This window comes from Pseudomonas sp. SBT1-2, from assembly GCF_028640875.1.
GTDB lineage: Bacteria > Pseudomonadota > Gammaproteobacteria > Pseudomonadales > Pseudomonadaceae > Aquipseudomonas > Aquipseudomonas chlororaphis_I.
Map to the genome: position 1 here is coordinate 47,717 of NZ_JAQZAA010000077.1, position 17,202 is coordinate 64,918.

Below are 17,202 nucleotides of genomic sequence, written 5' to 3' on the forward strand. Positions count from 1 at the left end.
GTTGGGAATCAGAGGGTGTTGCTGCGGCCCTGTAGCCGCTGCCGAGCCCGCGAGGCTGCGATGGGGCGCGCAGCGGCCCTAAATCGGCACACCACGATTGTTCAGACATACCAATGCGGCGACTCGCTAACCGCTCGTTGATAGCGCTCTTTGCCAGAGCTGCAACCTGGCCGGAAACTGAAATTGTCCAACAGGCCGTTGAGCAATCTGCTGAAGGGGATGAGAGGCAAACACAGACGCCCCTTACAGGCAAACTAGATAGATCCTACAGCGCCGCCATTACCCCAACGCCTATAGTTTCTCTGTCTACTGACTCCGGTCAGCAGCAGGGTTTCGCAGCCCAACAGAAAGATTCAAACAACACAGTCAATGACAACTCAGGCAAACTTCGCCTGCGTTTCGTTTATGGCGGCTGTGCGTGGGAGGCCTTCGGGTCTGCCGGGTTTGTTTCTTTCCTCGGTCTGCGAACCCGCGTACAGCTGCCACCCAGTTGATTCGCAGCAACAGGTGGCGATTTCTCATTTTTGGAAGAAACGACACCATGAAAACTCAAAACTCGTCCGAACGCTTTATTCCTCTGACCCCAATTGCCAGTGATGGACCGGTGCTATTTGTCGACAGCCATGCGCCGCTGGTGGATTTGCATGCATGTGCTAGCGAGCGTTTGGTCACGGCGCTCGATTATTTAAATCTGATGGCCTGCACGACCTTGCGCGACTCTAGCAATAAAGATATCGGTATTGTGACAAACACCGCCAGGCTCTTACTACAGGACGTACGAGATGTATTGGTGGTGATTGAGGCTCGAACTTTTAGCGCATGATCTAGGACACTAAAAAACCGGAAAAAACCGGCTTTTTAGTGTTTAAAAATCACCAAAAAGCATATTTTACAAATAAGATTGGGCATAATTAATACCCCCTCTCAGCACAACCACCCGCAACACTTAACCTTCATGCCACCATTTGCCATAAAGAAATGTTTTATAAATCATTAGCAAACTTGGAGTCACCCTAATAATTTTGGTGGACAAAGCATGACCATAACCAGGATGACTCGCTGGAGGGCAGTCTTTTAAGAGGACAGCCAAATACAAACTTTCTGGCTTTCAGCTTACTGTAGTCATCAGGTGGCCGGGCTCAGCTAAAGACAGTCTCGAATCTTTTAACTAACAAAGCTGATAGAACGTTTTCGAGAACATTCTATCCACTTCTTAAACCTGAAAGCCAGTGAGATCACACAACATCTTTCTCACAAAAAATCTCTTAACCTGACAGTTAGATCTCTCGACAGATGTCATTCCAGGAAATACGATGCTCGTAACCAGTATCCTCATCACTTTCCACCAAATCAACATAATCCGATAGAAACTCAGTAGTATTAGGCAAAAGCCTGAGATAGTAACCAATCGTATCGATTACTCCGTTTACGATTATTTCACATCCATTTTGCTTCAAGAACTCGCTCTTCTTTTTGTTGATTATTTCAACATCTTCAGAGGCGACCCCTTCTGTAGAAAGCAAATAATAGCGACTGACTGACTCAGCACGAACTTTTTCTATTGCCTCAGAGACATCCACAACGGCAATTGGCTTACCAAATTTAATCTCTACTGCTTCTATAGGACTTCCGTCCTTGCTCACTACAATATCCCCAACTGTCCCTGCCTTCCTATCGGCTGACTTCATACGTTGTATAGGCTCTAGACTTTGCCCCTCAAAGCGCAGCATTTTATCTAAAATACACTTATAAATCGCATAAATAGCCAGCTGCGGGAGTCTAGGCGCATTATTTTTATACTTATGATTAAAGTGCTTAAATATAAGCACCTTAACCGAATCAATCGGAAGATTCTTAGGTCTTGTCATGACCACCTTATCTTTGTTCCGCACCAAAATCAGTTCAATCATGATGCTTACCATCATAAAATAAATCAGATCCGGATTCTGGGACTCATTAGCATCATTCACAACCTCGACCAAAAGAGGACCACATGCCTTTGGTACGGTTTTCAACTGAACACCTCGAAGGAGTACCGGTGCAAACGAAAGAGTCTGAGTTAACCAGTGCGTTTCAACATTTCGTGGAAGTGAGTGTTCAATTAAAAATGGTATCGTCACCTTTGTATCAAAGGCTCTTGCAGAAAATCCGTTCTCATACTCCTCCTTATGCGCCCTTATATCCTGTTCCGGATGCAAGACCTTATAGCTCAACAAAGTTAATGCAGCGCCACGTGACGCATGCTTTATCTTTGATAGTTCTCTCACCTTAGATATCTGCTCTTCATAGCGAAAAAACTCTTCTGGCGGCTCGCACTCTTCGTTTACCAAAGCCTCTGCATGCTTATAAACTTTTTCAAGCAGAGTACTTAGATCCTCATACACTGTCGACATAAACTACTTCCTCTGTAGAAAATTTAACCTTACTTTCAACCATTGCTTTTGGTGACAAAAGAGGAAATGGATACGTACAGATCACCCTGCCTCGCCCAATAATTGGATGGCTAACCCAAGTCCTAACGTCATAACGGAGTGCGCGCATAGAATCGATAGCGGACTCTAACTCCTGTCGCGTCAGCTCAAACTTCGTTAAGAGTACCTCTTCAGAGATAAAATCACCGCAATTCGAAGTCTGACTAAAAAAGCTGATTAGCTCTGCAAGCTTTCTATTAGAACGGTTTTCAATAGAAAATTCGACATCTACAACATCACCTCGGTTAGCATAATGCCCATAAATATCAATAAGAGTAAAAAACTTTGACCTCCCTACAAGTGCAGCCTCCACCTCTTTCCAACAAAAAAACACCTCACTAATTTCGCTAACATTTGCAGAAAGCGATAACGTATCAAACTTCGGAAGATACTTTTTCAGGCCGCTGATTTTTATTTCAACATGAAGCAATGCTTGTTTTCCTGAGCATTGCTCGTCCATATCTATACGAATATGCGTGCCGGCCTCCGTAATAAGCACCTGGCTTTGCTGAGAAACTCCCTTTATTTTCTTAGCACTCAACTCCCGTAAATACTTTGTAGGCCTATAAACAAATATTTTCTCAGTTTTCGGCTGAACCGCCTCAGGATCAGAATACTCAGTCAGACAACCATACTTTTCTTTAATTGCATTAGCCGCAACAACTTTAAACTGCTGACTTCTTTCTCGCTGTCTTTGCCTGAAAGTAGATTTAAAGTACGGAGGGCGCAAGTCAAGCTTGGCACAAACTTTTTCAGAAGAAAAAATCTGCCCCTTCACACTTTCGGCAATACAGTAAGCCAATCTAGGTGGAACAGAGTTACCTATCTGTTCAACACATTGCCCGTAAGACCCCACAATCTCATACTGATCAGGGAACGACTGAAGCCTCTTAAGCTCATCTATAGTGAAGTGCCTACTATTCCAATGAAATGGACCTGTAAACTTACCAGGACTGGCTTTCAAAGTCCGACAAGGCTCCTTTCTATTAACTTTGTATAGAAGATCATGAAACTTCGATCGCCAAGCAAATACAGGTTCTGGGTGCCCCATTTCAGCAGTAAAAAAAGCATAATTTAGTCCTTCGGGAACCTCAGGAAGCAGATGTCCATAAAGACCTCCCAAACCGCTCCCCTTAGTTTCGCCAGGAACCTGAAGACTGGCAATAGCCTTTTCAACAGAAACAAGAGGTTCCCCTGAAAGAGAGTCAGGTCCATGAGTTGGCATAGGAAAACAGAAACTCCCATTCCGAACACCAACCATCACTAAACGCTCTCGATGTTGCGGCACACCATAATCAGCAGCGTCAATAACCTCAGCATGGAGTTCGTAGCCATGTTCAGAGAAGGCCTTAACTATTTCTCTCCATGGCCCCCCATTATTTGCGCCCGGCAAACCATACACATTCTCGAAAACAAAAACTCGAGGCTTAATTACATCAAGAATATTGCAGTATTCTTCATATAATTGCCCTCTTAAGTCTTGCGTGCCGATCACACCTCCAGATCGCCGACCAGCAGCGGAGAATGTCTGACATGGAGGACCGCCAATAATGCACTCAATTCCTTGATCCTTATAAATTGACGGATCGAAGGCCCTGATATCCATATTATGGATAACTGTACCTTTATCAAAAAAAACCCCTCTACTTCTATTTTCCTCAAGAGACTTACAGTACTTTGACTCAAGCTCTACACAGGCAACGATTTTAAATCCGGCCATGTGAAAGCCAACATCAAGCCCCCCGGCCCCCGAAAACAAACTTAATGTCTTGATACCACTCATACAACTACCTCTTAAATAAAAGCCCCACACAAGGAAGCGCTTCATTATATATGTTATTTTGATGAAACACGACAACCCCAAAGAAACTTGCCGTCTCACCACCAATCAGAAACAACAAACATGTCACTTTATAAAGTCAACAACTAACAATACAAAAAACATACACCACCGGTGTAACACTAAATAAATTCATTAGCTATTTTGCTCTATCATCTACCGTTGAGACCGACACATAGCCCCACTACTGTATATAAAAACAGTTCAAGAATCCAGATTGAATTGGAACCACCTGTCCATAAAACCGCAAAGAGAGCCCCCACTCCCGACCTTTAATGCGATAGACGCTTCGCCTTGGCGTATAGGGTACCGTGGCGCACGTCTCAAGGTCCCCAAGAGACGAGGCTCACCGACGAAATGACTGGGTTCGGCATCCCCTGCGCAGGACCACAAGAAATGTCTTATCAATGAGGGTAATTATTCAATAGGCCTCTAGCTAGATTAGTGAGCGAGCAAACCTTTCAGCCCCAACCCCACCAACTTATCCGGATTCCGCATGATGAAGACGCGGTTCACCCTTCCCTCCCCGTCATACCCAAAACTCACCACCGCAATCACCTCCCCTTCCCCCCGCAACACCACCCCACGCCCACCATTGATCTCCACCTCCTGCCACTGATACCCCCGCCAGTACTTGCTCAACGACTCGCCCACAAACGCCAGCACCGCTTCCAGCCCAAACAAGGTCTCGCGAATGGCGCTGGCTTTGCCGCCGCCATCGGCGCACAGCTCGACGTCTTCGGAGAGCATGGCGGCCAGGCCTTGGGTCGAGCCGCTGGTGATGGCGCTGTGGAAGGCGCTCAGCAGTTGTTCCTGGCGCGAAGGGTCTGGCTGGTAACGGGCCTGGGTGTTGCCCAGGCTGGCTTTGGCGCGGGAGACCAGTTTGCGGCAGGTGGCTTCCTGGACGCCGAGGGTTTGTGCGACTTGGGGGTAGTCCAGGTCGAAGATGTCGTACAGCAGGTAGGCGGCGCGTTCCTTGGGGGTCAGGCGTTCGAGCAGGAGCAGGAAGGCGGTGGACAGCGATGAGGCCAGTTCATGGCTCTGTTCGGGGGAGTTGTGATGCAGGCTGTGGATCGGTTCTGGCAGCCAGGTGCCGACGTAGTCCAGCCGCGAGCGCTGGGCCGAGCGCAGCAGGTCGATGCAGTGCCGGGTGCAGGCGGTGGTCAGCCAGGCGGCCGGGGTGGCGATGGAGGCCTTGTCGGCCTCCAGCCATTTGATGAACAGGTCCTGCACCACGTCCTCGGCCTCGGCGCGCGAGCCGAGGAGGCGGTAGGCCAGGCCCAGCAGGAAGCTGCGACGGCTTTCGAACACCGTCGTGTCATCGATTCGATCCATCCTCAGTGCCTCGACACCTGCAAGCGATTCCACAGGTTGATCATGCCGATATCGGCCGTCAAGGCGGCGATCTGCGCTTCGCTGAAATGCTCGCGCAGGGCGGCGCGCAACGGGCCGAAGTCGGTGTCTTCGCGCAGCACGGTGAGGGCTTCGGTCCAGGCCAGGGCGGCGCGTTCGGCGGCATTGAAGTCGCTGACATGGCGCCAGACCACCAGGCGGTCCAGGCGCTCGTTGCTTTCGCCGTCTTCGCGGGCCTCGCGGGTGTGCATCTTCACGCAGAAGCCGCACTGGTTGATCTGCGAGGCGCGCAACACCACCAGGTGGTGCAGCTTGCGCGCAAGGCCATGGGCGTCGATCAGGCCGTGGACCTGGCCCAGGCTTTCGAAGATCTCGGGGATGGTTTGCAGCAGGTTGACGGCTTGGATCGGGTGGCTGGATGACATGGGGTGGCTCCGTTAATTGAGGGATACACCGACATGACGGGCCAGCCTGGGGGTTTGTGACGGGGTGACGAAAAATAATTCGGGGATCTTTTCCCGGCCCGATAAAAGCACCCCATCCAAAGCAAACAACGCCACGGGCGCCCAACGCCTGCGAGATCTCTGTTAGGTTATTGCCCCCAACAAGGATTTATTGACAGGAGGTCATTATGGCAAAACCAGCCGCACGCCAAACCGACCCGACCAGCTGCCCGATCCCAGGGCACGGCACCAACCCAATAGCGACAGGCTCCCCAAACGTTTTCTTCGACGGGCTTCCAGCTGCACGCCAGGACGATACTTGTACCTGTGGCAGTACCCTGTCGACGGGTTTGGCCTCAACGGTCTTCATCAACGGCAAGAATGCTGCAACCATCGATACCGGCGGCACTCATGGCAACATCGTAATAGGCGGCTCTGGCACGATAATTATCGGAGATTCGCATACGCCGGCACCATTCACCTCTCCTACCCCCATGACCATTCCTGGGAATTGGATTGGCTTTAAGATTCCGGCCACCGAGAGCTATGAAGGGCTTTCCTGTGTTGCACACTTCGAAGATGGATCGGTGATGCAAGGCGTGTTTGATGCAAAAAACACCGTGAAATTTTCAAACCCGACAGGCAAGGCCTGCACAGCGATTGATTACGGTACTGAAGACGCTTCAGAGAGTGTCTCAATCCTCGATAGCATTCTCAGCAAGATTCAGAGATAAGGACCCAGTCGTGACGGAACCGATGCTCATTACAGGCAGCTACATTATAAAAAGAGAGCATGATCTACATAGCTCACCTTTGGAAATGGCGATTGCTGGAATGGAAGGTGCTGCTGCACGCTTTGCTACTGATGCAATCAAAGATGCCAATACTCGAGCGAAGTACCAAAGTAAAATTAAGGAAATGTCTCGACTAGTTGAAGCCGAAGTGCTGGCAGGCAACGTCACGGCCAAAGACGGTGTCGCCTATTGCCAAGAAATGCGTAACAACATCATGAATGAGCATCGAAAGTTCACATCAGCCCAAGGTGTCGCTGTAGCAGAATATATCAAGCTCAACGGGCCCACACTGCAAACGACCCTGGACAAGTACGCTCACTCACTTTACAAGAAAAAATTTGACCTTTTAACCGACGCAGAGAAATCCAAAGTCCATTACCTGATTCTGAAAAAGTCTGGCGTGGATAATGCAAAGGTTACTCGAGGCACCAAGACGATGAAGGTGACAGGAAAAGTTGCCTGGATCGTGACCGCAGCCTTTGCAGCTTCGGAGATTTACAAAGCTGATAACAAAGCCAAGGAAACCGGACGCCAAGGAATCATCTTGGGTAGTGGCGCCACAGGCGGAGCCTTGGCAGGCCTGAGCGTATCAATGTTGTGTGGGCCCGGCGCCCCGGTTTGCGCCATTGCCGTTGTGATCGCAGGCAGCATTGCGGGAGGCATCCTGGGTGAGTACGCAGCAGACAGTCTTGACGATGAGTTGGAGGAGTTCCTGACATGGGACGTGCAATGACCGACGAAGAACGCTCTTATGTCTACTGGGCATTGTCCGATGCATTTGTTGACACTGAAGTTGACTATGAAGCCATTGCACGCCAGACAGAAGCCTACGACCCAGAGGAAATCAAGAGAATTCTCTATCATGAAGTAGCACCTGTCTGCCATACGAATCTTGAAACAGTAATCCCCATGATATGGTCAGCTTTCAATCTGGAAAACCTGGAAAAGGACATAAAAAGAACGTTGAAAGCCAGAAACGAAAGTTACTTCAGACAAAAGAAAGATAAATTACTCATTCGCTGGCTTGAGTTCAGATACAAATACATTTGGCTAGAGATAGCCAAGCACTATAAAAACAGCTCCACCCTCGAAAACTAGGTTGTGCGTTTTTAGTAACTAACTAACCCCAAACACAGCGTTAAGTTTTTCTTCGGTTGGCGCAGGCTCAAGCCCATCGTTATGTTGATGGGCATACAACTCATGCAGCTTGGCCTGCAACAGCTTCTTGTCCGGCAGTTGTGTCTGATACTCGGCGATCAATGCGGGTGAGAGTGAGCGGTTGAGGGCGTACTCGACCACCTCGTCGTCCTTGCTGGCACAGAGCAACACACCCAAGGCCGGGTTCTCATGGGGTTTGCGCACCTGACGGTCCAGCGCCTCCAGGTAGAAATCCAGCTTGCCCAGGTGTTCCGGCTCGAAGCGCCCGACCTTGAGTTCAATGGCCACCAGGCAATTCAACCCGCGATGAAACAGCAGTAGGTCCAGCACAAAATCGCGCCCGCCTACCTGCAATGGGTAGCGCGAAGCGACAAAACAGAAATCCCGCCCCATTTCGATCAGAAAGTCTTTCAGTTGCTGTACCAGCCCCTTGTGCAGATCAGCTTCGTTGTGCCCCTGAGCCAGGTCGAGAAACTCCATCACATAGGCATCCTTGAACACCTTCAAGGCGTCGGGATGAATTTGTCTCAACGCTGTCGAGACTTTTGCCGGTCGGGTCAGCGAGCGCTCAAAGAGGGCCGACTTGATCTGGCGCTCCAGCTCCCGGCGCGACCATTGCTCCTGAACCGCCATGCGCAGGTAGAACTCACGCTCCTTAGCCTGTTTGCTCTGCCCAAGAACGACCAGGTTATGGCTCCAAGACAATTGTCGCACCAGTGGTGCGACTTTCTCTTCATCCCGATAAACCTCATAAAACTGACGCATACGAAACAGATTGGCTCGGGTAAAACCCCGCAACCCCGGCTGCTGCCGCGCAAGATAATTCGCCAGTTGCTCGACCACTCCATCGCCCCACTCCGCCGCCTGGATCTTGCGACTGATATAGGCACCGACCTGCCAATACAGCTCCACCAGTTCGGTGTTCACCGCCCGCATCGCCCGTTGGCGCGCGGCGGCGATCATTTGCGCCACTTCGTTGAAGGCCGCATCGGTGGATGGCAGTGCTTGATTCATAAAATGGGTCCTGCCTGAAGGATGTAGTCCACCATCATCAGGCGGCCCTCAATCAACGTGCAGTCAGCCGCTTCTCTTTCTATTGAGCGAAATTTCCTGGATTGAGCAACGCCGACAGCTCTGTCACCCCGGCATACACTCAAACCCATGCGCACTCGCCACTTGCTTGCCCTGGGCATCAAACAACCGCGCCCGCACCTCGGTACCCAGGGTCGATTCCACCAGCTTGTAATGCTCCCCCGCCTGGAAGTTCGGGTAGCTCACATGCCCGTGGCAGTCGACCTGGTTGGAGTCGCCGCCGACTTCTTCGAACAGGGTCACGTCCAGGCGGTGGGCGCCGGGTTGGACTTCGAAGTAGCGGCCGTCGTCGACGTTCTTGCCGTCGACCCGTTCGGCCAGCAGGTCGCTGGGGCCTTCTTCTTCGAGGCTGATCCAGGCTTCTTTCGGATCGGGCTGGGGCATCGGGCCGGCGCAGGCGGACAACAGCAGCACCAGGCTCAGGGCGGGAATTAGCAACAGGGATTTGGCATTCATGGCAGGTACCTCGGCAGTAAAAAAATCGACACAGGGCGAAGCGAAAAAAGCAGCCGCGCCGGATTGCCATCCAGCTTGTCGAGGCCCCGGGCAGAGGACAAATGAATCCCCGTGAAAGGAAATTCAGGCCTTACCTAAAACTTCCTTCACCTGGCTGAAAGCCGCGTGTTAGGTGGGTCGCTGGAGACTGCCGAGCTTTGTTTCCGCCTCGGAGGTCCACCCCATGCTCGGGCTGGTCAAGACCGCTCTGCTCAAGCCCTACACGTTTATCGTGCTGGCGATTTTTATCTGCATCATCGGGCCGCTGGCGGCCCTGCGTACGCCCACCGATGTGTTCCCCGATATCGGCATTCCGGTGGTGGCGGTGGTCTGGCAGTACACCGGGCTGTCGCCGGACGCCATGGCCGGGCGGGTGATCTACACCTACGAGCGCTCCCTGAGCACCACGGTCAACGACATCGAGCACATCGAGTCGCAATCCTTGCCGGGCATGGGCATCGTCAAGATCTTCTTCCAGCCGGGGGTGGATATCCGCACCGCCAACGCCCAAGTCACGGCGGTGTCGCAAACCGTGCTCAAGCAGATGCCGCCGGGCATCACCCCGCCGCTGATCCTCAACTACAGCGCCTCGACGGTGCCGATCCTGCAGATGGCCTTCTCCAGCCCGACCCTGTCGGAAGCCAGGATCCGCGACCTGGTGCAGAACAATATCCGCCTGCCCCTGAGCTCAGTGCCGGGGCTGGCGATGCCGACGCCCATGGGCGGCAAGCAACGGCAGATCACCCTCGACCTGGACCCGCAGGCGCTGGCCGCCAAGGGCCTGTCGGCGCAGGACGTGGGCAACGCCCTGGCGGCGCAGAACCAGATCATCCCGGTGGGCACCGCCAAGCTCGGCGCCAGCGAATACACGGTGCTGCTGAACAACAGCCCGACCGCCATCGACGAGCTCAACGACCTGCCGATCAAGACCGTCGACGGTGCGCTGATCACCATCGGCCAGGTGGCCCATGTGCGCGACGGCTCGCCGCCGCAGAGCAATATCGTGCGGGTCGACGGCCACCGCGCGGTGCTGATGCCGGCGCTGAAGAACGGCAATATTTCCACCCTGTCGATCGTCGATGGCATCCGCCAGATGCTGCCGCGCATCGACGAAACCCTGCCGCCGGCGCTGAAGACTTCGCTGCTGGGCGACGCCTCGGTGTTCGTCAAGCAATCGGTGGGCAGCGTGGCCCGCGAAGGCATCATCGCCGCGCTGCTGACCAGCGCGATGATCCTGCTGTTCCTCGGCAGCTGGCGCTCGACCCTGATCATCGCCGCCTCGATCCCCCTGGCGGTGCTCGCGGCCATCGCCCTGCTCGCCGCCAGCGGCCAGACCCTCAACGTCATGACCCTGGGCGGGCTGGCGCTGGCGGTGGGGATCCTGGTGGACGACGCCACGGTGACCATCGAGAACATCAACTGGCACCTGGAACAGGGCAAGGCGGTGAAGGCCGCGATTCTCGACGGCGCCAAGCAGATCGTCGGCCCGGCCTTCGTCTCGCTGTTGTGCATCTGCATCGTCTTCGTGCCGATGTTCCTGTTGCAGGGCATCGCCGGTTACCTGTTCCGGCCCATGGCGCTGGCGGTGATCTTCGCCATGGCCAGCTCGTTCATCCTCTCGCGGACCCTGGTGCCGACCCTGGCCATGTACCTGCTCAAGCCCCATGTGCCGGAAGCAGGCCCGGGGCATCACCCGGAAGACGAATTCATCAACCACCACGAAGGCGAGCAGCACGCCCCGCCGCGGCATGCCCTGGTGCGCGGGCTGCTGGGGTTCCAGCAGGGGTTCGAGCGGCGCTTCTCCAATGTCCGTGACACCTACCACGGCCTGCTGACCCTGGCCCTGGCCCACCGCAAGCGCTTCCTGCTGGGTTTCCTCGCCTGCGTGCTGGCCTCCTTCGCCTTGCTGCCGAGCCTCGGCCAGGACTTCTTCCCGGCCACCGACGCCGGCGCCCTGGCCCTGCATGTGCGCCTGCCCCTGGGCACGCGGATCGAGGAAAGCGCGGCGGCCTTCGACCGCATCGAGGCGCGGATTCGCGAGGTGATTCCGCCGGAGCAGCTGGACAGCGTGATCGACAATATCGGCATCCCCCTGAGCGGCATCGACATGGCCTACAGCAGCAGCGGCACCATCGGCCCGCAGGATGGCGATATCCAGGTCACCCTCAAGCCCGGCCACGCGCCGACCGCCGACTACGTGAAGCAATTGCGCGAAGCCCTGCCGGAAAGTTTCCCCGGTAGCCAGTTCGCCTTCCTGCCGGCGGACATCAGCAGCCAGATCCTCAACTTCGGCGCGCCGGCGCCGCTGGACGTGAAAATCTCCGGGCCCGACGGCGCCGCCAACCGCGCCTATGCCCTGGAGCTGCAACGGCGCCTGCAACATGTGCCGGGCATCGCCGACCTGCGCATCCAGCAGTCCACCGGCTACCCCTCGCTTGCGGTCAAGGTCGACCGCCTGCGGGCCAATGGCCTGGGCATCACCGAGCGCGACGTGACCAACAGCATGGTGGCGTCGTTGGCCGGCAGTTCCCAGGTGGCGCCGACCTTCTGGCTCAACCCGCAGAATGGCGTGTCCTACTCGATCGTCGCCGCCACCCCGCAATACCGCCTGGACAGCCTGCCGTCCCTCGAGGCCCTGCCGGTAACCGGCAGCAACGGCCAGTCGCAGATCCTCGGCGGCCTGGCGAGCATCTCGCGGGTGGACAGCCCGGCGGTGGTCACCCACTACAACATCCAGCCCACACTGGACCTCTACGCCAACGTCCAGGGCCGCGACCTGGGCGGCGTGGCCCGGGATATCCAGAAAGTCCTCGATGACAGCCAAACGCTGCGGCCCAAGGGCGCGACCATCAGCCTGCACGGGCAGATCGACGCCCTGCATGAAGCCTTCAGCGGCCTGAGCCTGGGCCTGCTGGGCGCGGTGGTGCTGATCTACCTGCTGATCGTGGTCAACTTCCAGTCCTGGCTCGACCCGTTCGTGATCATCACCGCGCTGCCCGCGGCCCTGGCCGGGATTGTGTGGATGCTGTTCCTCAGCGGCACCTCGCTGTCGGTGCCGGCGCTGACCGGGGCCATCCTCTGCATGGGCGTGGCCACGGCCAACTCGATCCTGGTGGTGAGCTTCTGCCGCGAACGCCTGGCGGAACACGGCGATGCCCTGAAGGCCGCGCTGGAGGCCGGCTATACGCGCTTTCGCCCGGTGTGCATGACCGCCCTGGCGATGATCATCGGCATGCTGCCGCTGGCCCTGTCGGAGGAGCAGAACGCGCCCCTGGGCCGCGCCGTGATCGGCGGCCTGATCCTCGCCACCACCGCCACCCTGCTCTTTGTTCCCGTGGTGTTCAGCCTGGTCCACGGGCGTCACCCCACTCGCGCTGTCGCTGGAGAAAGTACCCATGTCGCCTGAACACACCCCTTCGCGCAAACGCCTGCTGTGGCTGGGCATCGGCGGCCTGACCCTGGCCGCCCTGCTGGTGGCCAACGGTCTGGCCGCGCGCACCCGCCATGAACGCGCGGTGGCCGCCTGGACCGAAACCGCCGCCGTGCCCCAGGTGCTGGTGTTCCAGCCGCAGCAGAACCGCCAGGGCGACACCCTGCGCCTGCCGGCGCACCTGGAAGCCTGGAGCAAGGCGCCGATCCACGCCCGGGTCAGCGGCTACCTGAAAAGCTGGAACAGCGACATCGGCGCCAAGGTCCAGGCCGGGCAAGTCCTCGCCGAGATCGACAGCCCCGACCTCGACCAGCAGCTGGCGCAGGCCCATGCCCGGCTGGTGCAGGAACAAGCCAATGCGCGCCTGGCACAGACCACCGCCGTGCGCTGGCAGAATCTCGTGGCCAGCCACTCGGTGTCGCGCCAGGAAGCCGATGAAAAAACCTCCAACGCCGCGGCCGCCAAGGCCAATGCCGAAGCAGCCGCTGCTGACTATGCGCGGCTCTCGGCCCTGGAGGACTACAAGACCATCCGCGCGCCCTTCGCCGGCACCATCACCGCGCGCCACACCGATATCGGCCAGTTGATCAAGGCCGACAACGACAGCGATCCGCAGCTGTTTGATCTGGCCGACACCCACAAGCTGCGGCTCTACGTACCGGTGCCGCAGAACTACGCCAGCGTGATCCGCCCTGGCCTCACTGCTGAGCTGACGGTGCCGGAACACCCCGGCCAGCACTTCAGTGCGCGGCTGCTCGGCGACTCCACCGCCATCGACCAACGCTCCGGTACCCTGCTCGCCCAGTTCGTCGCCGACAACCCCGACGGCGCGCTGCTGCCCGGCGACTATGCCGAAGCCGCCCTGGCCCTGCCCGCCGACACCCGGGGCGTGAGCATTCCGGCCAGCGCCCTGATCTTCCGTGCCCAGGGCACCCAGGTGGCGCTGCTCGACGAGCACAATCACGTGCACCTGCGCGACATCCATATCGGCCTCGACCTCGGCGCGCGGCTGGTGATCGACCAGGGCCTGCAAGCCGCCGACCGGGTGATCGACAACCCGCCCGACGCCCTGCGCGAAGGCGACCTGGTGCAACTGGCCGACGCCGGAGGTGAGCATGCGCCCAAGGCTTGAACCGCTTGCTGTGTTGCTGTTGCTGGCCTTGCAAGGCTGCTCCCTGGCGCCCGGCTACCAGGTGCCAACCGTGGACCTGCCGGCCCACTACCGCGAACAGACCAGCGACGGGCCCTGGCATCCGGCACAACCGGCGGATCAACTGGCCAGCCAGTGGTGGCTGCTGTACCAGGACCCGCGCCTGGATGACCTGCAACAGCGCCTGCTCAAGGCCAACCCGGACCTGGCGGCGGCGCTGGCGCACTTCGACGCGGCCCAGGCCTACGCCAGCCAGCTGCACGCCGGGCTGTTCCCGCAGATCAGCGCCAGCGGACAGTCGCTGCGCCAACGGCAGTCGGACCACCGGCCGTTGCGCGGCAGCAGCCAGCCTTCGGTGTACAACAGCAACACCGCCGGTTTCTCGCTGAGCTTCGACCCGGACCTGTGGGGGCGGATTCGCAACCAGGTGGCTGCCGGCGACGCCCAGGCCGAAGCCTCGGCCGACGATCTGGCGGTGGCGCGGCTGAGCCTGCAACAGCAGCTGGCGGCGCTCTATGTGCAGCTCAATGGCCTGGATGCGCAGCGCGCGATCCTCAGCCAGTCCCTGGACGACTACGCCCAGGCCCTGCAACTGACCCGCAGCCGCTACCAGGGGCAGATCGCCTCGGAGCTGGACCTGACCCGCGCGCAAAGCCAGCTGGCCAGTGCCGAGGCCGAGCTGGACGAAGTGCGCGGGCAACGCAACCTCACCGAACACGCGATCGGCGAGCTGGTGGGCGAACCGGCCAGCCAGTTCCAGTTGCCCGCGGCCACTCAGGCACTGACCCTGCCCGGCGTGCCACAACAGCTGCCCAGCGCCCTGCTGCAACGCCGCCCGGACATCGCCGCCGCCGAACGCCGGGTGTTCGCCGCCAACGCCAACATAGGCGTCGCCCGGGCCGCCTGGTACCCGGACTTCAGCCTCACCGGCCTGCTCGGCGGGCAGACCCAGGGCAGCGGCAACCTGCTGGCGGCGGGCAATCGCTATTGGGCGCTGGGGCCTCTGGTCAACCTGCCGATCTTCGACGGCGGCCGCCTGAGCGCCAACGAACGCCAGGCCCACGCCGAATTCGAGGAAGCCGCCGCCCATTACCGCAGCCAGGTGCTGCGGGCGGTGCGCGAGGTGGAGGACAACCTGGGGCAGTTGCGGGATTTGCAGCAGGAGGCGCTGGACCAGCAGGCGGCGGTGAATGCCGCCGAGCATACGCAGACTTTGGCCATGAACAGTTATCAGGCGGGGGCGGTGAGTTATCTGGAGGTGGTGACGGCGCAGACCGCTGCGTTGCAGGCGCAGCGGGGGTTGCAGGCGCTGCAGACTCGGCGGTTGCAGGCGAGTGTGGGGTTGGTGGTGGCATTGGGAGGGGGATGGAAAGCTGGCGCTTGATTTGAGCGGATATGGAATCCTCTCCAACTGTGGCGAGGAAGCTGGTTTCCGCTCGATCGGGCAGCAGTCGCAAACCTGATTTCTCTGTGCATCAGAAGCGTTGGGGGACTGGATATTGGGTACATATCCGTTGCTGCGGTCACGGCTGCTTAGGGTTCCGCCCTTACGGCCATCCCTTTCAAGGTCTTGGGTAAAATCCGCTGAAATTCAGTCAGGAAGACCCGAACGATGTGGGCCGATGTACTAGCGCGATTCGAGAAAAAAGCACCTGCCAGCGTGATGGCCAAACTTGCCTTGGAGCAAGCCATTGCGCCGGAGTGGGTCGATCAGGTTTTCGAAGAACACCGGCAACGGCAGTACTCCCGCGAATTGCTGTTCTCAACCATCGTTAAGCTCATGTCCCTTGTTTCATTGGGCTTGAAGCCGTCATTACATGCCGCGGCCAAGCAGCTGGAGGATCTTCCGGTTAGCCTGGCGGCCCTTTACGACAAGGTCAGCCGTACCGAACCGGCTCTGTTGCGCGCCTTGGTCACAGGTTGCGCGCAGCGCCTGACTCCGACGATCAAGGAGTTGGGGGGCTCAGCCATGCTGCCCGATTGGCAGGTTCGGGTGGTAGACGGCAGCCACCTGGCGTCCACCGAAAAGCGCCTTGGAGTACTACGGCACGAGCGCGGAGCGGCTCGTCCCGGATTCTCGGTCGTGGTCTACGATCCCGACCTGGATCAGGTCATTGACCTGCAACCCTGCGAAGACGCCTACGCAAGCGAGCGAGTCTGCGTGTTGCCGCTACTGGCCGATGCCAAGACGAACCAGGTTTGGATCGCTGATCGGCTCTACTGCACGCTTCCTGTAATGGAGGCCTGTGAACAAGTGAAAACGTCATTTGTCATTCGCCAGCAGGCCAAGCACCCGCGCCTGATTCAAGAGGGCGAGTGGCAAGCATCTTTGCCTGTTGCAACAGGTACGGTGCGTGAACAAAGCATTGAGGTAAGAGGGGGGCATCAGTGGCGACGCATCGAGTTGACGCTCCATTCACCAAACGACTCAGGTGACCGCAGTTTGATGTTCTGGAGCAACCTGCCCGAGAGCATCAGCGCACCGCAGATCGCGGACTTCTATCGCCGTCGTTGGAGTATTGAAGGGATGTTCCAGCGACTGGAAGCCATTCTGGAAAGTGAAATTGAATCTCTCGGCAGTCCACGAGCTGCCTTGCTTGGATTCACCACTGCCGTGCTGGCGTACAACGTACTGGCCTTGCTCAAGCGCAGCGTCGAACACGCTCATCGAGAGACTCAGCCTGAGGGCTGGGAGGCTTCGATCTATCACTTGGCGATCCAGGTCAGAGCTGGATATGAGGGCATGCAGATCGCTCTGCCCGTCGAATATCTACCGATCGTCTCAATGGAAAAACTGGCCCAGCGCTTGTTGGAATTAGCCAAGAACATTCAACCCAAGCAAGTCGCCAAAAGCCAACGAGGCCCCAAGGTACCCAAGCCCAGGACATGGGTTCAAGGGACGGCGGTACATGCCCACGTTTCAACAGACAGGGTCATCAAGGCTGCCAAAACGAAAAGACCTTGAAAGGGATGGCC

Annotated in this window: 14 protein-coding genes; 8 read left to right on the plus strand and 6 right to left on the minus strand. The window is 57.2% G+C overall.

The window, feature by feature from the left end:
• Nucleotides 1-541: 541 nt before the first annotated feature.
• Nucleotides 542-823 carry a fructose-bisphosphate aldolase gene (locus PVZ78_RS13645; protein WP_273828813.1) on the plus strand — a complete coding sequence of 94 codons (282 nt, stop codon included), beginning with the start codon at nucleotides 542-544 and terminating at the stop codon, nucleotides 821-823.
• Nucleotides 824-1,277: 454 nt separating this feature from the next.
• Here PVZ78_RS13645 and PVZ78_RS13650 read toward each other — a convergent pair whose 3' ends face one another.
• The 4 genes from PVZ78_RS13650 to PVZ78_RS13665 form a co-directional block, all read right to left on the minus strand.
• A complete protein-coding gene (locus PVZ78_RS13650) occupies nucleotides 1,278-2,393 on the minus strand; it encodes a hypothetical protein (protein ID WP_273828814.1) in 1,116 nt (371 codons plus the stop codon).
• Nucleotides 2,377-4,254, minus strand: a complete 1,878-nt coding sequence (locus PVZ78_RS13655; RefSeq protein ID WP_273828815.1) for a DNA cytosine methyltransferase — start codon at nucleotides 4,252-4,254, stop codon at nucleotides 2,377-2,379. The genes PVZ78_RS13650 and PVZ78_RS13655 overlap by 17 nt, the downstream gene beginning before the upstream one ends.
• 498 nt (nucleotides 4,255-4,752) lie before the next feature.
• Entirely contained in the window at nucleotides 4,753-5,646 is an 894-nt protein-coding gene (sigJ, locus tag PVZ78_RS13660) for an RNA polymerase sigma factor SigJ (RefSeq protein WP_273828816.1), read from the minus strand.
• A 2-nt stretch (nucleotides 5,647-5,648) separates the two neighbouring features.
• Nucleotides 5,649-6,089 carry a carboxymuconolactone decarboxylase family protein gene (locus PVZ78_RS13665; protein ID WP_273828817.1) on the minus strand — a complete coding sequence of 147 codons (441 nt, stop codon included), beginning with the start codon at nucleotides 6,087-6,089 and terminating at the stop codon, nucleotides 5,649-5,651.
• Between the two features lie 206 nt (nucleotides 6,090-6,295).
• On the opposite strand from PVZ78_RS13665, the gene PVZ78_RS13670 reads away from it, so the two are divergent.
• The 3 genes from PVZ78_RS13670 to PVZ78_RS13680 are packed head-to-tail and all read left to right on the plus strand — an operon-like array spanning nucleotide 6,296 to nucleotide 7,999.
• Complete coding sequence (locus tag PVZ78_RS13670; RefSeq protein ID WP_096373841.1) at nucleotides 6,296-6,841, plus strand: PAAR domain-containing protein; 546 nt, start codon at nucleotides 6,296-6,298, stop codon at nucleotides 6,839-6,841.
• Nucleotides 6,842-6,851: 10 nt separating this feature from the next.
• A complete protein-coding gene (locus tag PVZ78_RS13675; RefSeq protein WP_124303714.1) occupies nucleotides 6,852-7,634 on the plus strand; it encodes a hypothetical protein in 783 nt (260 codons plus the stop codon).
• Nucleotides 7,631-7,999, plus strand: a complete 369-nt coding sequence (locus PVZ78_RS13680; RefSeq protein WP_080710522.1) for a DUF7079 family protein — start codon at nucleotides 7,631-7,633, stop codon at nucleotides 7,997-7,999. The genes PVZ78_RS13675 and PVZ78_RS13680 overlap by 4 nt, the downstream gene beginning before the upstream one ends.
• A gap of 18 nt (nucleotides 8,000-8,017) precedes the next feature.
• Here the strand turns inward: PVZ78_RS13680 and PVZ78_RS13685 are convergent, their stop codons facing one another.
• On the minus strand, nucleotides 8,018-9,073 hold the full coding sequence (locus tag PVZ78_RS13685; RefSeq protein ID WP_273828818.1) for a PDDEXK nuclease domain-containing protein: 1,056 nt from the start codon (nucleotides 9,071-9,073) through the stop codon (nucleotides 8,018-8,020).
• Between the two features lie 123 nt (nucleotides 9,074-9,196).
• Nucleotides 9,197-9,607 (minus strand): PA0061/PA0062 family lipoprotein, encoded by a 411-nt coding sequence (locus PVZ78_RS13690; RefSeq protein WP_053268764.1) that lies wholly within the window; start codon nucleotides 9,605-9,607, stop codon nucleotides 9,197-9,199.
• A 223-nt stretch (nucleotides 9,608-9,830) separates the two neighbouring features.
• Between PVZ78_RS13690 and PVZ78_RS13695 the strand changes: the two genes are divergently transcribed.
• The 4 genes from PVZ78_RS13695 (at nucleotide 9,831) to PVZ78_RS13710 (ending at nucleotide 17,191) form a co-directional block, all read left to right on the plus strand.
• Nucleotides 9,831-13,052, plus strand: coding sequence for an efflux RND transporter permease subunit (locus PVZ78_RS13695; RefSeq protein WP_273828819.1), 3,222 nt, complete (start codon nucleotides 9,831-9,833; stop codon nucleotides 13,050-13,052).
• The gene (locus PVZ78_RS13700; RefSeq protein ID WP_273828820.1) at nucleotides 13,042-14,208 is read left to right on the plus strand and encodes an efflux RND transporter periplasmic adaptor subunit; all 1,167 of its coding nucleotides are present in this window, start codon (nucleotides 13,042-13,044) and stop codon (nucleotides 14,206-14,208) included. Before PVZ78_RS13695 ends, PVZ78_RS13700 begins: the two co-directional genes overlap by 11 nt.
• Entirely contained in the window at nucleotides 14,192-15,610 is a 1,419-nt protein-coding gene (locus tag PVZ78_RS13705; RefSeq protein ID WP_273828821.1) for an efflux transporter outer membrane subunit, read from the plus strand. Before PVZ78_RS13700 ends, PVZ78_RS13705 begins: the two co-directional genes overlap by 17 nt.
• Before the next feature lie 279 nt (nucleotides 15,611-15,889).
• Nucleotides 15,890-17,191, plus strand: a complete 1,302-nt coding sequence (locus PVZ78_RS13710) for an IS4 family transposase (RefSeq protein ID WP_273828291.1) — start codon at nucleotides 15,890-15,892, stop codon at nucleotides 17,189-17,191.
• The last annotated feature ends 11 nt before the right edge of the window (nucleotides 17,192-17,202 follow it).